This is a genomic window from Allobosea sp. TAF32, from assembly GCF_052113585.1.
Taxonomy (GTDB): domain Bacteria; phylum Pseudomonadota; class Alphaproteobacteria; order Rhizobiales; family Beijerinckiaceae; genus Allobosea.
Window position 1 is genome coordinate 87,364 of the sequence record NZ_JBFRDM010000003.1, and the last position, 19,224, is coordinate 106,587.

At 67.4% G+C, this 19,224-nt stretch carries 19 protein-coding genes; 10 read left to right on the forward strand and 9 right to left on the reverse strand.

Annotated features, from left to right (window positions below):
* Window positions 1-7: 7 nt before the first annotated feature.
* From hutU to hutI, 4 genes are read right to left on the reverse strand one after another with little or no spacing between them, the layout of a single operon-like run.
* Window positions 8-1,675 carry a urocanate hydratase gene (hutU, locus tag AB4Z16_RS07950; RefSeq protein ID WP_441510798.1) on the reverse strand — a complete coding sequence of 556 codons (1,668 nt, stop codon included), beginning with the start codon at window positions 1,673-1,675 and terminating at the stop codon, window positions 8-10.
* Window positions 1,672-2,481 carry an N-formylglutamate deformylase gene (gene hutG / locus AB4Z16_RS07955; RefSeq protein WP_441510799.1) on the reverse strand — a complete coding sequence of 270 codons (810 nt, stop codon included), beginning with the start codon at window positions 2,479-2,481 and terminating at the stop codon, window positions 1,672-1,674. Before hutG ends, hutU begins: the two co-directional genes overlap by 4 nt.
* Window positions 2,478-4,010: a histidine ammonia-lyase gene (gene hutH, locus AB4Z16_RS07960; protein ID WP_441510800.1), complete on the reverse strand. Its 1,533-nt coding sequence runs from the start codon at window positions 4,008-4,010 to the stop codon at window positions 2,478-2,480. Before hutH ends, hutG begins: the two co-directional genes overlap by 4 nt.
* Window positions 4,007-5,173 (reverse strand): imidazolonepropionase, encoded by a 1,167-nt coding sequence (hutI, locus tag AB4Z16_RS07965; protein WP_441511186.1) that lies wholly within the window; start codon window positions 5,171-5,173, stop codon window positions 4,007-4,009. Before hutI ends, hutH begins: the two co-directional genes overlap by 4 nt.
* A gap of 143 nt (window positions 5,174-5,316) precedes the next feature.
* Here hutI and AB4Z16_RS07970 point away from each other — a divergent pair, with 143 nt between their 5' ends.
* From AB4Z16_RS07970 to AB4Z16_RS07980, 3 genes are all read left to right on the forward strand, one after another.
* Complete coding sequence (locus AB4Z16_RS07970) at window positions 5,317-6,720, forward strand: formimidoylglutamate deiminase (RefSeq protein ID WP_441510801.1); 1,404 nt, start codon at window positions 5,317-5,319, stop codon at window positions 6,718-6,720.
* 12 nt (window positions 6,721-6,732) lie between these two features.
* The gene (locus AB4Z16_RS07975; protein WP_441510802.1) at window positions 6,733-7,482 is read left to right on the forward strand and encodes a UTRA domain-containing protein; all 750 of its coding nucleotides are present in this window, start codon (window positions 6,733-6,735) and stop codon (window positions 7,480-7,482) included.
* Between the two features lie 69 nt (window positions 7,483-7,551).
* The gene (locus AB4Z16_RS07980) at window positions 7,552-8,118 is read left to right on the forward strand and encodes a GNAT family N-acetyltransferase (protein ID WP_441510803.1); all 567 of its coding nucleotides are present in this window, start codon (window positions 7,552-7,554) and stop codon (window positions 8,116-8,118) included.
* Window positions 8,119-8,212: 94 nt separating this feature from the next.
* Here the strand turns inward: AB4Z16_RS07980 and AB4Z16_RS07985 are convergent, their stop codons facing one another.
* Window positions 8,213-8,476: a glycine zipper domain-containing protein gene (locus AB4Z16_RS07985; protein WP_441510804.1), complete on the reverse strand. Its 264-nt coding sequence runs from the start codon at window positions 8,474-8,476 to the stop codon at window positions 8,213-8,215.
* A gap of 244 nt (window positions 8,477-8,720) precedes the next feature.
* Here AB4Z16_RS07985 and AB4Z16_RS07990 point away from each other — a divergent pair, with 244 nt between their 5' ends.
* The 4 genes from AB4Z16_RS07990 (at window position 8,721) to AB4Z16_RS08005 (ending at window position 11,897) form a co-directional block, all read left to right on the forward strand.
* Entirely contained in the window at window positions 8,721-9,101 is a 381-nt protein-coding gene (locus AB4Z16_RS07990) for a PRC-barrel domain-containing protein (protein WP_441510805.1), read from the forward strand.
* Between the two features lie 256 nt (window positions 9,102-9,357).
* On the forward strand, window positions 9,358-10,245 hold the full coding sequence (locus AB4Z16_RS07995) for a transglutaminase-like domain-containing protein (RefSeq protein WP_441510806.1): 888 nt from the start codon (window positions 9,358-9,360) through the stop codon (window positions 10,243-10,245).
* Window positions 10,246-10,290: 45 nt separating this feature from the next.
* The gene (locus AB4Z16_RS08000; RefSeq protein WP_441510807.1) at window positions 10,291-11,196 is read left to right on the forward strand and encodes a diacylglycerol/lipid kinase family protein; all 906 of its coding nucleotides are present in this window, start codon (window positions 10,291-10,293) and stop codon (window positions 11,194-11,196) included.
* A gap of 8 nt (window positions 11,197-11,204) precedes the next feature.
* Entirely contained in the window at window positions 11,205-11,897 is a 693-nt protein-coding gene (locus AB4Z16_RS08005; RefSeq protein WP_441510808.1) for a phosphatase PAP2 family protein, read from the forward strand.
* A gap of 38 nt (window positions 11,898-11,935) precedes the next feature.
* Here the strand turns inward: AB4Z16_RS08005 and AB4Z16_RS08010 are convergent, their stop codons facing one another.
* Window positions 11,936-12,424, reverse strand: a complete 489-nt coding sequence (locus tag AB4Z16_RS08010) for a pyridoxamine 5'-phosphate oxidase family protein (protein ID WP_441510809.1) — start codon at window positions 12,422-12,424, stop codon at window positions 11,936-11,938.
* A gap of 148 nt (window positions 12,425-12,572) precedes the next feature.
* Between AB4Z16_RS08010 and AB4Z16_RS08015 the strand changes: the two genes are divergently transcribed.
* Window positions 12,573-12,725 carry a hypothetical protein gene (locus AB4Z16_RS08015; protein ID WP_441510810.1) on the forward strand — a complete coding sequence of 51 codons (153 nt, stop codon included), beginning with the start codon at window positions 12,573-12,575 and terminating at the stop codon, window positions 12,723-12,725.
* Window positions 12,726-12,833: 108 nt separating this feature from the next.
* Window positions 12,834-14,279 (forward strand): aldehyde dehydrogenase family protein, encoded by a 1,446-nt coding sequence (locus AB4Z16_RS08020; protein WP_441510811.1) that lies wholly within the window; start codon window positions 12,834-12,836, stop codon window positions 14,277-14,279.
* 54 nt (window positions 14,280-14,333) lie between these two features.
* On the opposite strand, the gene AB4Z16_RS08025 is transcribed toward AB4Z16_RS08020, so the two are convergent.
* Window positions 14,334-15,347, reverse strand: coding sequence for a zinc-binding alcohol dehydrogenase family protein (locus AB4Z16_RS08025; RefSeq protein ID WP_441510812.1), 1,014 nt, complete (start codon window positions 15,345-15,347; stop codon window positions 14,334-14,336).
* A 99-nt stretch (window positions 15,348-15,446) separates the two neighbouring features.
* Between AB4Z16_RS08025 and AB4Z16_RS08030 the strand changes: the two genes are divergently transcribed.
* A complete protein-coding gene (locus tag AB4Z16_RS08030) occupies window positions 15,447-15,809 on the forward strand; it encodes a winged helix-turn-helix transcriptional regulator (protein ID WP_441510813.1) in 363 nt (120 codons plus the stop codon).
* Between the two features lie 4 nt (window positions 15,810-15,813).
* Here AB4Z16_RS08030 and AB4Z16_RS08035 read toward each other — a convergent pair whose 3' ends face one another.
* The gene (locus tag AB4Z16_RS08035; RefSeq protein WP_441510814.1) at window positions 15,814-16,692 is read right to left on the reverse strand and encodes a transglutaminase family protein; all 879 of its coding nucleotides are present in this window, start codon (window positions 16,690-16,692) and stop codon (window positions 15,814-15,816) included.
* Entirely contained in the window at window positions 16,689-19,211 is a 2,523-nt protein-coding gene (locus tag AB4Z16_RS08040; protein ID WP_441510815.1) for a circularly permuted type 2 ATP-grasp protein, read from the reverse strand. The genes AB4Z16_RS08035 and AB4Z16_RS08040 overlap by 4 nt, the downstream gene beginning before the upstream one ends.
* Window positions 19,212-19,224 lie beyond the last annotated feature (13 nt).

Genomic DNA, 19,224 nt, shown 5'->3' on the forward strand with positions numbered 1-19,224 from the left:
CGAGGGCTCAGCCCAGAATACCCGGCAGGTTGAGCCCCTTCTCGCGGGCGCAGTCCAACGCGATGTCGTAGCCGGCATCGGCATGGCGCATCACGCCGGTCGCCGGATCGTTCCAGAGCACGCGCGCGAGGCGGGCAGCCGCGTCGTCGGTGCCATCGGCGCAGATCACGACACCCGAATGCTGCGAGAAGCCCATGCCGACGCCGCCGCCATGATGCAGCGAGACCCAGGTAGCGCCACTCGCGGTGTTGAGCAGCGCGTTGAGCAGCGGCCAGTCGGAGACCGCGTCCGAGCCGTCTTTCATCGCCTCGGTCTCGCGGTTCGGCGAGGCGACCGAGCCGGAGTCGAGATGGTCGCGGCCGATCACGACCGGCGCCTTGAGCTCGCCGTTCCGGACCATCTCGTTGAAGGCGAGGCCGAGCCGATGGCGGTCACCGAGGCCGACCCAGCAGATGCGCGCCGGCAGGCCCTGGAACGAGATGCGCTCGCGCGCCATGTCGAGCCAGTTGTGCAGGTGCGTGTTGCCGGGCGTCAGCTCCTTCACCTTGGCGTCGGTCTTGTAGATATCCTCCGGATCGCCCGAAAGGGCGGCCCAGCGGAACGGGCCGATGCCGCGGCAGAACAGCGGGCGGATATAGGCCGGCACGAAGCCCGGGAAGGCAAAGGCGTTCTCCAGCCCCTCGTCCTTGGCGACCTGGCGGATATTGTTGCCGTAGTCGAAGGTCGGGATGCCCATGTCCTGGAAGGCGATCATCGCCTCGACATGCTCGCGCATCGAGGCGCGCGCGGCCTTCTCGACGGACTTCGGATTGGCTTCGCGCGCCTGTTTCCACTGGCCCATGGTCCAGCCCTTCGGCAGGTAGCCGTTGACCGGGTCGTGCGCCGAGGTCTGGTCGGTGACCATGTCCGGCCGGATGCCGCGGCGGACCATTTCCGGCAGGATCTCGGCGCAGTTGCCGAGCAGGCCGACCGACTTCGCCTCGCCATTCTTCGTCCAGCGGGCGATCATCTCCATGGCTTCGTCGAGCGTCTCGGCCTTCTCGTCGAGATAGCGGGTGCGCAGACGGAAATCGATCGAGTCGGGATTGCACTCGACGGCGAGGCAGGAGGCACCGGCCATCACCGCGGCAAGCGGCTGCGCGCCGCCCATGCCGCCGAGGCCGCCGGTCAGCACCCACTTGCCCTTGAGGCTGCCATTGTAGTGCTGGCGCCCGGCTTCGACGAAGGTTTCGTAGGTGCCCTGCACGATGCCTTGGGTGCCGATATAGATCCAGGAGCCGGCCGTCATCTGGCCGTACATGGCGAGCCCCTTCTTATCGAGCTCGTTGAAATGGTCCCAGTTCGCCCAATGCGGCACGAGGTTCGAGTTGGCGATCAGGACGCGCGGCGCATCCTTGTGGGTGCGGAACACGCCGACCGGCTTGCCGGACTGCACGAGCAGCGTCTCGTCGGCCTCGAGCTGGCGCAGCGCCGCGACGATGCGGTCGAAATCCTCCCAGGAGCGGGCGGCGCGGCCGATGCCGCCATAGACCACGAGCTCCTGCGGGTTCTCGGCGACATCAGGATGCAGGTTGTTCATCAGCATCCGCAGCGGCGCTTCGGTCAGCCAGCTCTTGGCTGTGAGTTCGGTGCCGGTGGCGGGGCGGATGACGCGGGTATTGTCCAAGCGGGTCATGAGCGGCTCCGTTCGATGGCTGCGGCTGCGGCAAGCGCGGCTTCGATTGTGGCTGACAAGGCGGTCTGCAGGCTGGCGGCCTTCGGCGCGTCGAAGGTCCGGGGCGCGGTCTCCTCGGCGAGATAGGCCGAGAGCGCGATTTCCATCTGGAGCGCGTGGACTTGGCTTGAGGGGCGCCCGTAATGGCGCGTGATCCAGCCGCCCTTGAAGCGGCCATTGGCGATCTGCGTGAAGGGGTGTCCAGCCATCGCGGCGACGGCGGCGGCCTCAACGCTCGGCGCGCAGCTTTCGCGGGAATTGGTGCCGAGGTTCAGCGTCGGCAGCGTGCCCTCGAACAGGCGCGGGATCACCGACTTGATCGAATGGCAGTCCCACAGCACACAGTAGCCGTGCTCGGCCTTCACCCGCGCGATCTCGGCAGCCAGCGCTGAGTGATAGGGCTGGAAATAGGCCGCCTTGCGCCGCTCGATCTCAGTGGCGTCCGGCGCGGTCTGCCAGATCGGCGCGCCGTCGAAGGTCGTGGTCGGCACGAGTTCGGTCGTCGCCTGGCCCGGATAGAGCGAGACCCCGGCCGGATCGCGGTTGAGGTCGATGACGAAGCGCGAGAGCTGCGCCTCGACGATGGTCGGTGCGAACGGTGCGGCGAAGCCGTAGAGCTGGCGCATATGCCAGTCGGTATCCTCGACCAGCTTGCCACGCTCGTTGAGCTGCGCCGCGACCTCCGGCGGAACGCCGGTGCCGGGATGCGGCATCGAGAGGATCAGCGGGGACGAGCCCCGCGTCACGGTGACGATCTCGGCGCTCACGCCGCGCACTCGGCGAAGCTGTCGAGGCCGGCGGCCTTGCCGACGGCGCCGGAGAGCACGAACTCGGTCGCGGCCGCGAGGTCGGGGGCGAGATAGCGGTCCTCGGTGAGCGGCGCGATCTTGCTGCGCAGCAGGGCGAGCACCGGCTCCAGCCGCGCGCTGGTCTTGAGCGGGCGGTGATGCTCGATCGCTTCCGCCGCCGCCATCAGTTCGACGCCGATGACGCTGGCGGCATTCTTCGCCATGTCGATCAGGCGGAAGGCGCCATGCGTCGCCATCGAGACATGGTCTTCCTGATTGGCGGAGGTCGGGATGGTGTCGACCGAGGCCGGATAAGCCTTCTGCTTGTTCTCGGAGGCGAGCGCCGCAGCCGTGACCTGCGCGATCATGAAGCCCGAGTTCAGGCCGGCATCGCGGGCAAGGAAGGGCGGCAGGCCGCTCATCACGGGATCGACCAGCAGCGCCATGCGGCGCTCGGAGAGATTGCCGATCTCGCAGACGGCCATGGCCAGGATGTCCGCGGCGAACGCCACCGGCTCGGCGTGGAAATTGCCGCCCGAGACGATCTCACCGGGGCCAAGCACCAGCGGGTTGTCGGTGACGGCATTGGCCTCGATCGAAAGCGTCGCGGCGGCGTTGCCGATAAGATCGCGCACGGCGCCCATGACCTGCGGCTGGCAGCGCAGCGAATAGGGGTCCTGCACCTTCGTATCGCCATGGCGATGGCTCTCGCGGATGGCGCTGCCGGCGATCAGGTCGAGCAGGATTTTTGCGACCTTGATCTGGCCGGGCTGGCCACGCAGCGTCTGGATGCGCGGATCGAACGGGGTGTCGGAGCCCTTGAGCGCATCGACCGAGAGCGCGCCGGCGACGAGCGCGGCGTCGAAGACGCGGGCGATGGTGGCAAGCCCGGTCAACGCCAGCGTGGTCGAGACCTGCGTGCCGTTGATGAGCGCGAGGCCCTCCTTGGCGCCGAGCGCAAGCGGGCTAAGTCCGGCGCGCTTCAGCGCCTCGGTCGCCGGCATCACCTCGCCCTTCAGGCGGATCTCGCCGAAGCCCATCAGGGCCGCGGTCATATGGGCGAGCGGGGCGAGGTCGCCGGAAGCGCCGACCGAACCCTTGGCGGGGATCACCGGCAAGGCATCGGCCTTGAGCGCACCGATCAGCGCCTCGATCACGACCGGCCGCACGCCGGAGGCGCCACGCGCCAGGCTCGCGGCCTTCATCGCCAGCAGCAGGCGGACGACGCCGTCAGGCAGGGCCGGCCCGGTGCCGACCGCATGCGAGAGGATCAGGTTGCTCTGGAGCTTGGCGAGATCGGCATCGGCGATGCGGACGCTGGCGAGCTTCCCGAAGCCGGTATTGACGCCATAGGTCACCGTGCCGGCGGCGACGATCTCCTCGACAATCTTCTGCCCGGAGGCGATCGAGGTGGCACTGTCGCCGGCGAGGGCGGCCGTGGCGCCGTCGCGGATGGCGCGCCAATCGGTAAGGCGGGCGGCGCCCGGGGCAAGCGAAACCGTGGTCATTGTCCGTTCCAGATGCGGGTGTGAAGCGGGTTGAAGCCGATGCGGTAGGCGAGTTCGGCCGGGCGCTCGATGTCCCAGATCGCAAGATCGCAGCGTTTGCCGGCCTCCAGCGTGCCGATTTCGTCTTGCAGGCCGAGCGCCGTGGCGGCGTGGCGGGTGAGTCCGGCCAGCGCCTCCTCGGGCGTCATGCGGAAGAGCGTGCAGGCCATGTTCAGGACCAGCAGCGGCGAGGTCAGCGGCGAGGAGCCGGGATTGGCGTCGGTGGCGAGCGCGATGGCGACGCCATGCTTGCGCATCAATTCGATCGGCGGCTTCTGCGTCTCGCGCAGGAAGTAGAAGGCGCCGGGCAGCACGACCGCGACCGTGCCGGCCTTGGCCATGGCGATGACGCCGGCCTCGTCGAGATATTCGAGATGATCGGCGGAAAGCGCCCCCATCTCGGCGGCGAGCTTCGCGCCGTAGAGGTTGGAGAGCTGCTCCGCATGGATCTTGATCGCGAGGCCCTTGGCCTTGGCGGCCTCGAAGACAGCCTTCGTTTCCTCCGGCGAGAAGGCGATGCCCTCGCAGAAGACGTCGACCGCATCGGCCAGCCCCTCGGCCGCGACGGCATCGAGGATCGGCCCGGCAACGAGCGCGGTGTAATCGCCCGAGCTCCCCTTGTATTCCGGCGGCACGGCATGGGCGCCGAGGAAGGTGGTGCGGACGGTGACAGGCCGCTCGCGGCCGATCCGGCGCGCGACCCGGAGCTGCTTCAGCTCGGCCTGCTGCTCCAGCCCGTAGCCCGACTTGATCTCGACGGTGGTGACGCCCTCGGCCATGAGCGCGGCGAGGCGCCGGTCGGCGGAGGCGAAGAGCGTCTCCTCGCTCGCCTCGCGCGTCGCCTTGACGGTGGAGAGGATGCCGCCACCGGCCCGCGCGATCTCTTCATAGGTCGCGCCCTGCAGGCGCAGCTCGAATTCATGCGCGCGGTCGCCGCCATAGACGAGATGAGTGTGGCAATCGATCAGGCCCGGCGTGATCCAGCCTCCCGCGCAATCGACGGTCTCGGCGGCCTGGAAGATGGGCGCCTCGCTGCGCAGGCCGGCATAGACGATGCGGCCGTCTCGGGCGGCGATGACGCCATCCTCGATCGCGCCATAGGGCGCATCGATCGCAACCGACATCGTCGCCAGCCGCGCATTCGTCCAGAGCTTGTCGCAAGCCAGCGTCTCACCAGGCGCTTTCGCCACCGTGCGTCCTCCCGCTACTCTTTGAATTGAGGCCATGGTATCTAATTGCATATGCAATTGGCAAGTGTTATTTGCATATGCAATTGAACGCCAGCGAGCGACGGAGCGAAACGGTGACCGAGACCCTGCATCTGGCCGAGGCTCTCCTGCCCGAGGGTTTTGCCCGCGATGTGAAGCTGACAGTCGCCGATGGCGCGATCGTCTCCGTCGAGGCGGGGGTGAAGCCGGCCGGGGATACCAGCAGCTTCTCAGGCATCACGCTGCCGGGCATGCCGAATCTGCACAGCCATGCCTTCCAACGCGGCATGGCCGGCCTCTCCGAGCGCCGTGGCGCGCCGGAGGATTCCTTCTGGACCTGGCGGGAGGTGATGTACCGCTTCCTCGACCGGCTCGATCCCGATGACGTGCAGGCCATCGCCGCGCAGGCCTTCGTCGAGATGCTGGAGGGCGGCTTCACCGCGCTCGCCGAGTTCCACTATCTCCATCACGACAAGGACGGGCGCGCCTACGCCAACATCGCGGCGATGGGGGAGGCGATCGCTTCCGCCGCACAGGAAACCGGGCTCGGCCTCACCTTGCTGCCGGTGCTCTATCGCTTCGGCAATTTCGGGCAGGCGCCCTCGGTCCACGGCCAGCGCCGCTTCGTCAACGAGCGCGACGCCTATCAGCGCCTGCTGGAAGGCAGCGCCGCCGCAATCCGCGATTTGCCGGACGCGCGGCTCGGCGTCGCCCCGCATTCGCTGCGCGCCGTCGCGCTCGACGATCTCGGCTGGGTCTCGTCGCTGCGCCCCAGCGACCCCGTCCATATCCATGTCGCCGAGCAGGTGCCGGAGGTCGAGGCCAGCCTGAAGATCACCGGCAAGCGCCCGGTTGAATTGCTGATGGACACGATTCCGCTCGATCGGCGCTGGTGCCTGATCCATGCGACGCATCTGAGCGATGCCGAGCGTGACGGCATCGCCCGCAGCGGGGCGGTGGCGGGCCTATGCCCGATCACCGAGTCGAGCCTCGGCGACGGCATCTTCGATGGCATCCGCTATCGCGATGCCGGCGGCGCCTTCGGCGTCGGCAGCGATTCCAATATCCAGATCGATGCCGGCGCCGAATTGCGCCAGCTCGAATATTCGCAGCGCCTGCGCGACCGGCGCCGCGCGCTCTTCGCCGACGAGGCAGCCTCAACCGGTCTCGCGCTTTGGCAGGCCGCTTGCGCCGGCGGCGCGCGGGCTTGCGGCCGTGCTATCGGCGCCATTGCAACCGGCCATCGCGCCGATTTCATCACGCTCGACACCGATCACCCGGCCCTCGTCGGCAGGGGCGGCGCGGAGGCCGTCGACAGCGCGATCTTCGCCGCCAGCGCCCTGCCTTTGCGCGACGTCGTCGTCGGTGGCAGGAGGGTGGTGGCCGAGGGGCGGCATATCGCCCGCGATTCGGTGCGCGCACGCTTCGCCAGCGTGATGCGGCGCCTGCTCGCAGCGGAATGATCAGGGACGACGATGACGGAGACCCGGCTCGACGCGGTGAAACTGGATGGCGCCGGGCCGGTCTACGACCAGATCCGGCGCGCGATCCGCGATCTGGTGGTGACCGGGGAATGGCCGCCCGGTACGAGCGTGCCGCCGGAGCATGCCTTGATGGAGCAACTCGGGGCCTCGCGGATGACCGTGCACCGCGCATTGGTGCAGCTTGCCCGCGAGGGCCTCATCGTGCGCCGCCGCCGCTCGGGCACCATCGTCGCCAATCCCCCGGCCAGCCACGCCATGCTCGATATCCTCTCGATTCCCGAGGAGGTCGCGCAGCTCGGACAGGCCTATGCCTATGATGTGCTGTCGCGCAGCGACGGGCGGCCCGAGGCGGATGTCGCCGAGCGTTTCGGTCTGAAGCGTTCCGACAAGGTGGCTCATCTCGTCGTGCTGCATCGCGCCGACGGCAAACCGCATGTGCTTGAAGAACGCGTGATCCATGCCGATGCCGTCGCTGGCCTCACCGAAGAGGATTTCGCGCAGACCCCTCCCGGCGACTGGCTGCTCAAGCACAGCCTCTGGTCGCAGGCGGAGCATGCGATCAGCGCCGTCGGAGCGGGCGAGGAGGAGGCGGGCCTGCTCGACGTCGCGGTCGGCGAGCCCTGCCTCCTGGTCGAACGCCGGACCTGGAACCAGACGAAGCCAGTCACGGCCGTACGGCTGCTCTATCCCGGCTTCCGCCATCGCTTCGTCGGGCGCTTCGGCCCCTACGGGCAGGTCTGACGCGGCAGACCAGGCGGCATAAAAAAGGCCGTCGCACTCTCTTCATCCGCGCTGCCTATCCGGAGAGGTATGCGTATTTCGCCAACTGCCCGCGTTCCGATCGTGACGGATCGTCTGGTTCTGCGCCCCAGTTCCGCGCTGGACGTGAGCAGAGCCGTCGAGATCAGATCGAATTGGAACGTGTCGCGCATGCTGCAAATGGCGTCCTTTCCGCCTGATGCGTCGGAGGTTGGCCAGTGGTTTGCCGATCACGAGCGCGAATGGACGACCGGAGAAGCCTATCGTTTCGCGATATTGCTCGGAGGAACGATGATCGGCCTCGTGGACATTGACAATGTTGACGCAACCGAGGGCACGCTCGGTTACTGGCTTGATGGAACAGCATGGGGGCGCGGCTACGGGTCCGAGGCAGCAGGTGCGGCGGTTCGCTTCGCGTTCGAGACGCTTCGCCTGTCCAGGCTCAAGGCAGGGCATGCATTCGACAATGAGGCATCAGGACGGGTGTTGCGAAAGCTCGGATTTCGTGAGGTCGACGCGGTTCAACGCCTCTCGCAGTCCCGCCGAGAGAATGTCGTGCAGCGGCGTTACGTGCTGGCCACAGAGCCTGATGAGATCTCCGGTTTTCTGCCCGACTGAGACATCCGCGGCGACGGGCGCGTTGGCTCGCATCGCCCTATGAAAGAAGGCCCGCCGGATCGGCGAGCCTTCCATGGATCCGCTGAAGCCTCGCTCAGCAGGCGTAACGCACGCGCCGGCCCCACTCGTCGCGGCCGTAGCAGATCTGATCCGGCGTCGCGGCATGGCCAATGATGGCGCCGCTGGCGCCGCCGATAGCCGCACCCGCCAGGGCACCGCCGGCCCGGCCCGTAGCTGCACCGCCGATAAGGGCGCCTGCGCCCGCGCCGATAAGAGCGCCAGTACCTGCATTCTGTTCACGCGCGGTGCAGGCGCCCAGGGCGGCTGCGAGACCCACGATGACCATGAACTTCTTCATGCCGACTGTTCTCCTCTTCACAAAACGGCGATTTCGCTCGCAGTCCGAAACCAGCCGTGCGGCCAAAAAGTTCCCGATGCGGAGCGCGACCTCCATTCACATGACGAAAAAGCCGGAAATGTGATGCCGGAAGATTGCACAAAAAGGCTCTGAAAAAGCTGGAACCTTTGGCTTCCGCAGGACGTTGAGGAGACGAGTTTCCGGGGCTGAAGCGACGCGCCCCCGACACATGGAGGAACCCGACATGGCGATGTCCACCACGTCCACCACCACTGCCAATCCATTGATTGCGGGGGCTCGCGTTGCGGGAACGGACGTCTACAACGCGGCTGGCGAGCATCTCGGCGAGATCTACGACGTGATGCTGGACAAGCAGACCGGAAAGGTCGCCTACGCGATCATGTCCTTCGGCGGCTTCCTCGGCCTCGGCGAGAAATACCATCCAATTCCGTGGAGCGTTCTCGACTACGACCCGCAGCGCGGCGGCTACGTCGTGCCTCTGACAAAGGAAAAGCTCGAAGCTGCGCCGATGTACGACAGCGAGGGCGAGCCCGACTGGGAGGACAAGGCTTACGGCAAGCGTGTCCACGACTATTACGGCACGATGCCCTACTGGATGATGTAGCGGCTGCCAGACGCTGGTCGCGGCGGTTGCTATCCCCCCAGCCGAACCGCCGTGGCGGCGGGATGCGGGCCGAAAGGCCCGCATCTTCTTTTTGCGGCGTCTCATGCGTTCTCGCAGGTGGACGCGGCGCTTTTTGGCCAGAGCGAGGGAACCAGAGGGCGCCCTCGCGCGTCTGCTCGGTGGGGGAATTCGAGACCCGATGAGCCACCGCGGCACAGCCGCGAGGCGGCCGTCCCTCACATCAGGAGAAGGCGAGATGCGCATCCGTTACGGCTATCGGATCGAGTTGGTTTGCGCGCGTGAGATGCCCCTTGTCACATTGCTCGATGTCCACCCCTCGCGCCGCCACGACCTGACTATGCCCGACGAGATGCGGGTCAGCGCCTTGGCCGATCCCTCGCTGCCGATCGCCGTCGCACAGCATCTCGACGCCTTCGGCAATATCTGCCGGCGCATGGTGGCGCCTCCCGGCGGCATCCGCCTTGAATCGGAAGGGGTCGTGCATGATTCAGGGGAGCCCGATCCTGTCCACCCGGCGGCACGGGAGATCGCCCCCTCACGTCTGCCCGACGAGGCGCTCCTCTATCTGCTCGGCAGCCGCTACTGCGAGACCGACAAGCTCTTCGATCAGGCCTGGTCGCTGTTCGGGCAGGTCGCGCCAGGCTGGCCGCGCGTCCAGGCGATCGTCGATTTCGTCCACAATCACCTGACGTTCGGCTATCATTTCGCGCGCAGCACGCGCACGGCCGCTGAGGCCTTCGAGGAGCGGATCGGCGTCTGCCGCGATTTCGCGCATCTGGCTGTCGCGCTGTGCCGCTGCATGAACATCCCTGCCCGTTACTGCAATGGTTATCTCGGCGATATCGGCGTGCCGCCGAATCCCGCGCCGATGGACTTCAATGCCTGGTTCGAGGTTTTCCTGGGCGGCCGCTGGTACACCTTCGATGCCCGCCACAACGAACCGCGCATCGGCCGCATCGTCATCGCCCGCGGTCGTGACGCGACCGATACTGCGATGATGTGTTCCTTCGGAATGCATACCTTGCAGCGCTTCGAGGTGATCACCGAAGAAGTCGATGAGACGCCCATGCCGCTGGCCCCGCCGCAGCCCGCGCAATTCGATGCGCGCCCCGCAGCAGCGTGAGGGCGGTCTTGCGCAGCCACGCGGGGCACCTATCTTGGGCTCCACATGCGTCACACCGTTGTCGTCAACGCCCGCGCCGGAGCGGTCCTCGAAGCAGGTGCCGACGCCTTTGCGGCTCGTGTCGAGGCCGCCTTCAAGGCCCATAGCTGCCACGCGGACGTCAAGCTCGTCCCGCCGCGCGAGATCGGCAGCGCCTTGTCGCTGGCGATCGAGAAGGACAGGACGATACCGGTCCTGGCCGGCGGCGACGGCACCATCAACGGCGCCTTGCCCGTGCTGATTCAGGCGGACCGCCCGGTCGGCATTCTGCCGATGGGAACCGTCAATGTGTTGGGGCGAGACCTCGGCCTGTTCGGCCCGCTCGAGCAGCAGGTTGCGGCGCTCTGTCATGGCGAGCCTGTCGCGATGGATGTCGGCCGCGTCAACGACCGGCTGTTCCATTCGATCTCCGGCATGGGTTTCTTCAGCCTGATGGCGCGCGAGCGTGAACATGCGCGCCGCCGCTTCCCCTTCAGCCGTGTCGCCGCCTTCGGTATCGCGGCGACGCGCTCGATCCTGTTCACCCGTCCCGTCGCCGTCGAGATTGCCATCGGCAATCAGAGCCGGGTCGTCGAGGCGGATGCCGTGCTGGTCACCGTCAATCGTTTCAACGGCGCCGAATGGCGGCGCGATTGTCTCGATGGCGGCGTCTTCGAAGTCCACGTATTGAATGCGGGTGGCCTCTATTCGCGTAGCAAGGCGGCCTTGTCCGTCGCTTCCGGCCGCTGGCGTTCGTCCCGCAATCTCAGCTCCTTCACGGGCAATGCGGTCACGCTGTCCCGCCGCGACAAGCGGCAGGGGCACATCACCTTCGACGGCGAGGTCGAGCGCAGGGCAGGGGCGTTGACCTATGGCTTGCTGCCCAGAGCCTTGACCGTCATCGCCGCTCGCCCGACCCGATTCTGGAGTTGAAAGTCGCCATGCCTGAGCCGCTGCACGCTTTGAGCCAGGCGTCGGCGCCATGGTGGCAGCCGCGCGTTCTCGTGCCGGCTGCCGCGGCGCTGGCCTTTGTGGCGCTGGCCGCCTTCATCGCCTCGGGCCACAGCTTCGCCTTCGATACCAAGCTGGTCCTGCTGTTCCGCGACCCGGCCAATCCCGCCGTTCCGATCGGGCCGACCTGGTTCCAGGAGGCGGTGCGGGACATGACGGCACTTGGCAGTTTCGTCGGCTTGTTCTTCATGGCGACCACCGCGACGCTGGCGCTCTGGCTCTGTGGCTATCGGCACCTGGCTGTGGGCCTCGTCGTCAGCCTGCTCGCGGCCCTGCTGGCCAGCAATGGGCTGAAGATCGCGATCGGACGCCAGCGGCCCGACATCGTAAGCCATGCGGCGCTCACCTTTACTGCCAGCTTTCCGAGCGGGCACGCCTTTCTCTCGGCGGTGACGCTGCTCAGCATCGCGGGCTTCGTCGGCCTCGCCTCGCGGCGCCACGACATCAAGCGCCTGTGCTTCGCGCTGGCCTGGGTGATGATCGTGCTGATCGGCCTCAGCCGGATTTATCTCGGCGTCCACTGGCCGACCGACGTCATCGGCGGCTGGTGCCTCGGCATCGCCTGGTCCACCATCGCGGTCGCCTGGCTCGGGCGGAAGATGGCGGCTTCCGACCCGGCCTGACGGCGCTGACGCTTTCAGCGCCCAGCCTTCGAACCGGCTCAGCGCATGTCGATGGTGGCGTTGACGCCGAGATCGGGCGTGCGCCCCAATATCTTCGCCGTCGCCAACTTGAAGGCGACGACGACGCTGCTCGAGGGGCCGTCCCAGATTTCTGCCGAGATCGGCGTCAGTGCGAGCAGGGTGGCGTCAGGGTCGTCAGGCCCATGCGGGAACCAGGCGCTCGCCAGGGGGGTCCAGATCTCGCGCAGCTCGTTCCTTCCGGGCACTTCCGAAGCCGAACAGGAGATCGCGGCGTAGAAGTTCCGGTTCTCGTGGCTGATGGCGATGGAGACGGAGGGCGAGCGCAGGGCCGCCCCGACGATGCCGGTATGACGATGGCTGATGAAGAGCAGCCGGTGGTGATCGCGGTCGAGATGCCCCGACATCGGCCGGGTTTTGATGGCATTTTCGGCCAGTAGCGAGACCATGTAGACGGGATGCGCGGCAAGCGCCGTCCAAATTCGCTCCTGCTGTTCCGTCTCGTGCATCGCTCGCTCCAGCCAGCGCGATCCTGGCATGGCTCGCGCCGAATTTGAACGCCGATGGTGGCTGAACGTTCCGTCCTCGCGGAACTTTGAGCGGCAGGCCGGCGTTGGCAGGGCGCCGCGGCTCCGGCCGCCTCGTCAAGGATGTTTCATGCTCGCTTCGCGCAATCTTCTGGTTGTCCTCATCGTCGTGCTCGTCGCCGCCCTGGCCGTGACCGGCTACTCGCTCTACCAGGAAAAGAAGCAGCCCGATGGCGTTCAGATCTCGGTCGGCAAGAACGGTCTGTCGATCAAGGAGAAGTAGTTTCCGCCGGCGATGCAGTTAGCGGATGGCTCCCCGACCGTCGGGCATTGGCCTTCCCGGTCCAAAGGCGCTAACACCCTCCCACAAGCCTGTTCGTGGGAGAGAAAGATGAACGCGCCCTTCAAGAACCTCATCGCCGGCGAATGGGCTGGCGGAGCCAACGCCTCGCGCAACATCAACCCCTCGAACACCGGCGACGTCGTCGGCGAGTACGCGCAAGGGACGGTCGAGGACCTGAACAATGCCGTCGCCGCCGCCAAGGCCGCATTCCCGGCTTGGAGCCGCACGACGCCGCAGGAGCGCTACGACATCCTGAAGAAGGCCTCCGACGAGATCCTCGCCCGCAAGGACGAGCTCGGCCGCCTGCTCTCGCGCGAGGAGGGCAAGACCCTTCCCGAGGGTATCGGCGAGGCGACCCGCGCCGGCCAGATCTTCGCCTTCTTCGCCGGCGAATGCTTGCGCCTTGGCGGCGAGATGATCCCCTCGGTGCGCCCCGGCGTCGGCGTGGAGGTGACGCGCGAGCCGCTCGGCATCATCGGCATGATCACGCCGTGGAACTTCCCGATCGCGATCCCCGCCTGGAAGATCGCGCCGGCGCTCGCCTGGGGCAATTGCGTGGTCCTGAAGCCGGCCGATCTTGTGCCCGGCTCGGCCTGGGCGCTCGTCGACATCCTCCAGCGCGCCGGCCTGCCGAAGGGCGCGCTCAACCTCGTCATGGGCCGCGGCTCGGTCGTCGGCCAGGCGCTGCTGGAGCACAAGGACGTCACCGCCATTTCCTTCACCGGCTCGGTCGCGACCGGCCGCAAGGTCGCGGCTGCCTGCATCGCCTCCAATCCGATGAAGAAGGTCCAGCTCGAGATGGGTGGCAAGAACCCGCTCGTCGTGCTGGACGATGCCGACCTCAAGACGGCGGTGGAAGTCGCGGTCAACGGTGCCTTCTTCTCCACCGGCCAGCGCTGCACGGCCTCCTCGCGCCTCATCGTCCAGGCCGGCATCCACGACAAGTTTGTCGAGGCCTGCATCGAGCGGCTGAAGGGCGTGGTCGTCGACGACGCCCTGAAGAGCGGCACCCATATCGGCCCGGTGGTCGACCAGGGCCAGCTCGACCAGGACCTGAAATACATCCAGATCGCCAAGGACGAGGGCGGCAAGCTGGTCTTCGGCGGTGAATTGCTGAAGCGCGAGACCCCCGGCTTCTATCTGCAGCCGGCGCTCTTCACCGAGACGACCAACGCCATGCGCATTTCGCGCGAGGAGGTCTTCGGCCCGGTCGCCAACATCGTCCGCGTCAAGGATTATGACGAGGCGCTTGCGGTGGCCAACGACACCGAGTTCGGCCTCTCCTCCGGCATCTGCACGACCTCGCTGAAGCATGCGACGCATTTCAAGCGCAACAGCGAGGCCGGTATGGTGATGGTCAACCTGCCGACGGCGGGCGTCGACTATCACGTGCCGTTCGGCGGCCGGAAGGGCTCCAGCTACGGCCCGCGCGAGCAGGGCGCCTACGCCAAGGAGTTCTACACCACGGTCAAGACGGCCTATACGCTGGCTTGATCGGTTTTTCAGGCGGAAAAGAGAGGGCCGCGCCGCATGGCGCGGCCCTTTTCGTCAGAAGCCTTCCAGCACGATCTTGCCCTTGGCGCGGTTGCTCTCGATCAGGGCCTGTGCGCGCTTGAGGTTTGCCGCGTTGATCGTGCCGAAATGCTCCGCGAACGTCGTGCGGATCGTGCCGGCATCGACGAGGCGCGACACTTCCGTCAGGAGCTTGCCCTGCTCGGCGATGTCGGCGGTCTGGAAGACCGGGCGGGTGAACATCATCTCCCAGTGCAGCGACAGGCTCTTGCGCTTCAGCGGGTTGGCGTCGAGCGTCTTGGGGTCGTCGATCAGGCCCAGCCGGCCCTGCGGCGCCAGAAGCTCGACGATGCCCGCAAGATGCGTGTCGGTATGCGTCGTCGAGAAGACGAAGGCGGGCGCGCCGATGCCGAGCGCGGCGATCTGTTCCGGCAAGGGCTTCGTGTGATCGACGACATGGTGGGCGCCGAGCTGCTTAGCCCAGGCCTGCGTCTCGGGCCGCGAGGCCGTCGCGATCACGGTGATGTCGGTCAGGCGGCGCGCAAGCTGGATCGCGATGGAGCCCACTCCGCCTGCGCCGCCGATGACGAGCAACGCAAATGCCGCGCCCGGCACTGGCTTGCGGATGTCGAGCCGGTCGAACAGCATTTCCCAGGCTGTGATCGAGGTGAGCGGCAGGGCCGCTGCCTCCGCAAAGCTCAGCGTCGCCGGCTTGGGGCCGACGATGCGCTCATCGACGAGATGGAGTTCGGCATTCGAACCGGGCCGATCGATTGCGCCGGCATAGAATACGGCATCGCCCGGCCTGAAGCCCTTCACCTCCGGCCCGACCGCTTTGACGATGCCCGCGGCGTCCCAACCGAGCACATTCGCCTGTCCATCCGTCGGCTGGCTGCGGACGCGGACCTTCGTGTCGACCGGGTTGACCGAGACGGCTTTGACCTCGACCAGCAGATCGCGCCCGGCGGCCACAGGTTCGGGCAATTCCAGATCGATCAGGCTGGTCTCGGCGGCGATGGGTTGTGACTGGCGGTATCCGACGGCGCGCATGGCGTCTCTCCTGCATTGCGATGGAGGTGAAATGCGCATAACTGTCGCATGGCACAAGAACGCACAATTTTAGCTCATAGTGTCGAAAAGGGTACCGTGATGCCGCCGCGTTTCAAGGAGCCGTATTCCTCTGCCGCTTGTCCGGTCGAGGCCACGCTGGGGCTGATCGGTGGCAAGTGGAAAGGGATCGCGCTCTATCACCTGATGGGCGGAACGCTGCGCTTCAGCGAGATCCGCAGGCGGGTTCCCGGCGTGACGCAGCGCATGCTCACGACCCAGCTCCGGGAGCTGGAGGTGGATGGGCTGATCGTCCGCGTCGTCTATCCCGAGGTGCCGCCACGCGTCGAATATAGCCTCTCGGCCAAGGGGCGCACGCTGGAGCCGGTGATCGTGGCACTGAAGGCGTGGGGCGAGGCGCATGCCTGCTCCTCGCAGCCTCGAACGGCGGTGGCCGCGGCGTGAGCGTTCAGCCGACCGGGATGACGTCCACGGCAACGCCGATCTTCTGCGAGCCGGGGCCGATCACCACGCCGTCGAGAGGGGCCACATCGGCATAGTCCCGGCCGATGGCGGTGACGATATGGTCGTCGGCGACGATCAGATCATTGGTCGGGTCGAGGCCGACCCAGCCTGTCTCCGGGCCGCACCAGAGCAACACCCAGGCATGGCTGGCGTCGGACCCTTCGAGGCGTTTTTCGCCGGGCGGCGGGATGGTTCGGATGTAGCCGCTGACATAGGCGGCCGGTAGGCCGAGGCCCCGCAAACCACCGATCATGATATGGGCGAAGTCCTGGCAGACGCCGTGGCGCTGGGCGAAGGCCTCGGCGATGGGCGTGCTGACCTCCGTCGCCTCCGGATCATAGGAGAAGTCGCGCCGGATGCGTGCCATCAGCTCGCTGGCGGCTTCGAGCACCGGTCGCCGCGCGCCAAAGCTCTCGGCCGCATAGGCGATCACCGCCGCAACGGGGGGAACGAGCCGGCTCGGATAGAGGTGATGCGCCGGCGAATCCGGGGCCAGGCTGTTCGATGCCAGCGCGAGCTGCGCGACCTCCTCCCAGTTGCGGGTCAGCCCGGCATGGGGCGGGGCCTGCCGATGCACTTCGATCCGGGCGCGCATCTCCACCTTCAGCTCGCGATGCGGCTTGGTGATCGTGACCGTGGTCATCCGGTTGCCGAAGAAGCATATGCCGTCGCTGCGCTCGGCCGGCCGCGGCGAGATCGAGAGCTCGGCCTTCCGCACGATCTGACCGGGGCCGTCATGCGGCAGGAGTCGCAGGATGCAGCGGGAAAACGGGACCTGGCGGCTGTAGCCGTAGGTGGTGACGTGGCGCAGCTCGTAGATCACGCGATGCCCGTCATCCGCGAGCCTTCGGGGCCGCTGTTCTGGAGGAAATAGCGGTCGGCGATCGCGCTGGAGACGCCCATCAGCAATTGCTCGAACAGCAGGATGCTGGTGCGGTCGAGCCGGCTCGCTTCGGTCGTGCGGCAATCGGCGGCGAGCCGCAGCACCAGCCGGCGCGGCGCTTCCAGCATGCCGTCGTCGGAGAGCGCGGGCAGGGCGGCGATCTCGGCATCGAGCCGTTCGATCTGGAAGGCGACGGAGCGGGGATTGTAGGGGTCGAGCATCACCAGATCGAGCACCGGCTGCAGGCTCGCGCCGAGCAGGTAGCGCGAGCGATAGGTGATCTGCGAATCCGTCAGGTCGAGCAGGGTGTCGAGGCTGTCACCGGAGGCATGGCTGTCGGCGAATTGCCGGGCGAAGCGGCAGGTCACGATGCCACGCTCTAGGCGCCGGCCGATATCGAGGAAGCGCCAGCCCGCGCCGCGCACCATGTTCTCCTGGCTGAGGCCGGAGAAGGCGGCGAGCGTCTTCAGCGCCCGGTCGGCGCTCTCATAGGTCTCGCCTTCGCTGTGCTTGCGGCCTTCCTCGGGGAGAAGCTGGCGCTGCAGATCGCCGAACAGCCTCCAGGCATCGACCGAAAGGCGCTCGCGGATCACCGAGGCGGTTCGCCGGGCCTCCCGGACCGAAGCGGCGGCCGAACCATAGTCGTCGAGGCTGAAGAGCGCAGCGCGTGCTTGTGCAGCCGGGTCCTTGTGTCCCGCACCGCTCGGGGCGGCTCCCCAGGCGACGAGCATGCCCGCCAGTTGGCGGACGGTCTCGCCGTGGCCCGGCGCCGGATCGGGATCGATCAGCCGGCCGAGCAGGGCCCGCACCAGCCGCAACGTGGCCTCGCCACGCTCCAGATAGCGGCCGAGCCAGAACAGATTGTCGGCGGCGCGGCTCGGCAGCGTGCCGGTCACCCGCCGGATGCTGGTGCGGTCGGGTGTCGGCAGCAGGCTGATCTGCGCCACCGGCTCCTCCGAGGTGATCCAGACATCGCTGGAGCGCACGCCGTTGCGCAGGCTGACTGCGCGCGCATCGGGCTCGTCGGAGATGCGGCAGAAGCCGCCGGGCATCACCTTCCAGCCATCGGGTGTCGCCGCGGCGAAAACACGCAGCGTCATCGGATGGGGTTCGAGGCGCCCGTTCTGGAAGACCGGCATGGTCGAGAGCCGCACCACCTCCTGCCCGACATAGTCCATGCCGCGTGCCTGGATACGCCGGCGCAGCGCCTTCCGCTCGGCCTCGGGCAATTCGGCGGCCACGATGGGCGCCGTATCGAGCCCGCCGCCGGCGCTGCGGAAGGCGGGCGCCACGCTCATCTCGTCGAACCGATCGAGCACCGCCTGGCGCTCCGGCTGCTGGCCGCACCACCAGGTCGCGACATTCGGCAGGATCAGCTCCCCGCCCGTGAGTTGCTCGGCTAAAGCCGGCATGAAGCCCATGAGAGCGCGTGACTCGACCACGCCGGAGCCCAGCCCATTCGCGACATGAACATGGCCTTGGCGGACGGCCTCGACCAGCCCGGCCACACCCAGCGCCGAGCCGGCATTGAGTTCGAGCGGGTCGGCGAAGTCGCCGTCGATACGCCGCCAGATCACGTCGGCGCGCTTCAGCCCGGCGATGGTGCGCACATGGACGCGGCCCTCCCGCATCAGAAGGTCGCCGCCCTCGACCAGCAGGAAGCCGAGATAGCGCGCGAGATAGGCCTGCTCGAAATAGCTCTCGTTGAGCGGGCCGGGGGTGAGCAGGCAGATGCGCGGCTCGACACGCCTGGAGCGCGCAACGAGCCCGGCGCGGAAGCTCTGGAAGAAGGGCGCGAGCCGCTCGATGTTCATGCTGCGGAACATGTCCGGGAAGGCGCGGGCGAGCGCCAGCCGGTTCTCCAGCGCATAGCCGGTGCCGGACGGCGCCTGCGCCCGATCCTGCAGCACCCACCACCGCCCGTCCGGCCCGCGGCCGAGATCGGCGGCGTAGAGCTGGAGCGCGCCGCCGCCGGGCGCGCCATGGAGGGGCCTCAGATAGTCCGGGCTGCCGGTGACGATCGCAGCCGGGAGAAGCCCTTTCGCGATCAGCTCGCCCGGCCCGTAGAGGTCGTCGAGCAATGTCGACAGGATCTCGGCGCGCTGCGTGATGCCTGCCGCGATGACCTGCCACTCCGCCTCGGGAATGACGAGCGGCACATGCGACAGCGGCCACGCGCGCTCGCCGAAGCCCGGATCATTCGCATCGACGTCGCCATGGACGCGATAGGACACGCCGGTGTCGCGGACATGCCGGTCGGCCAGCCCGAAGCGCTGCGACAGCTCGGCCGGCGTCAGCGCGCACCATTCCGACAGGAACGGCTCCCAATGCGGTCTGACCTCACCGGTCTCGTCGATGAATTCGTCGAAGGCGCCGGACAGCGGCCGATAGCCGGCGAGAAGGGCAGCGCGTCGGTCTGCCCTGCTGCGTCCCGTCCGGGTGCGGCCCTGCACTGCCATTCGCTCTGTCAGA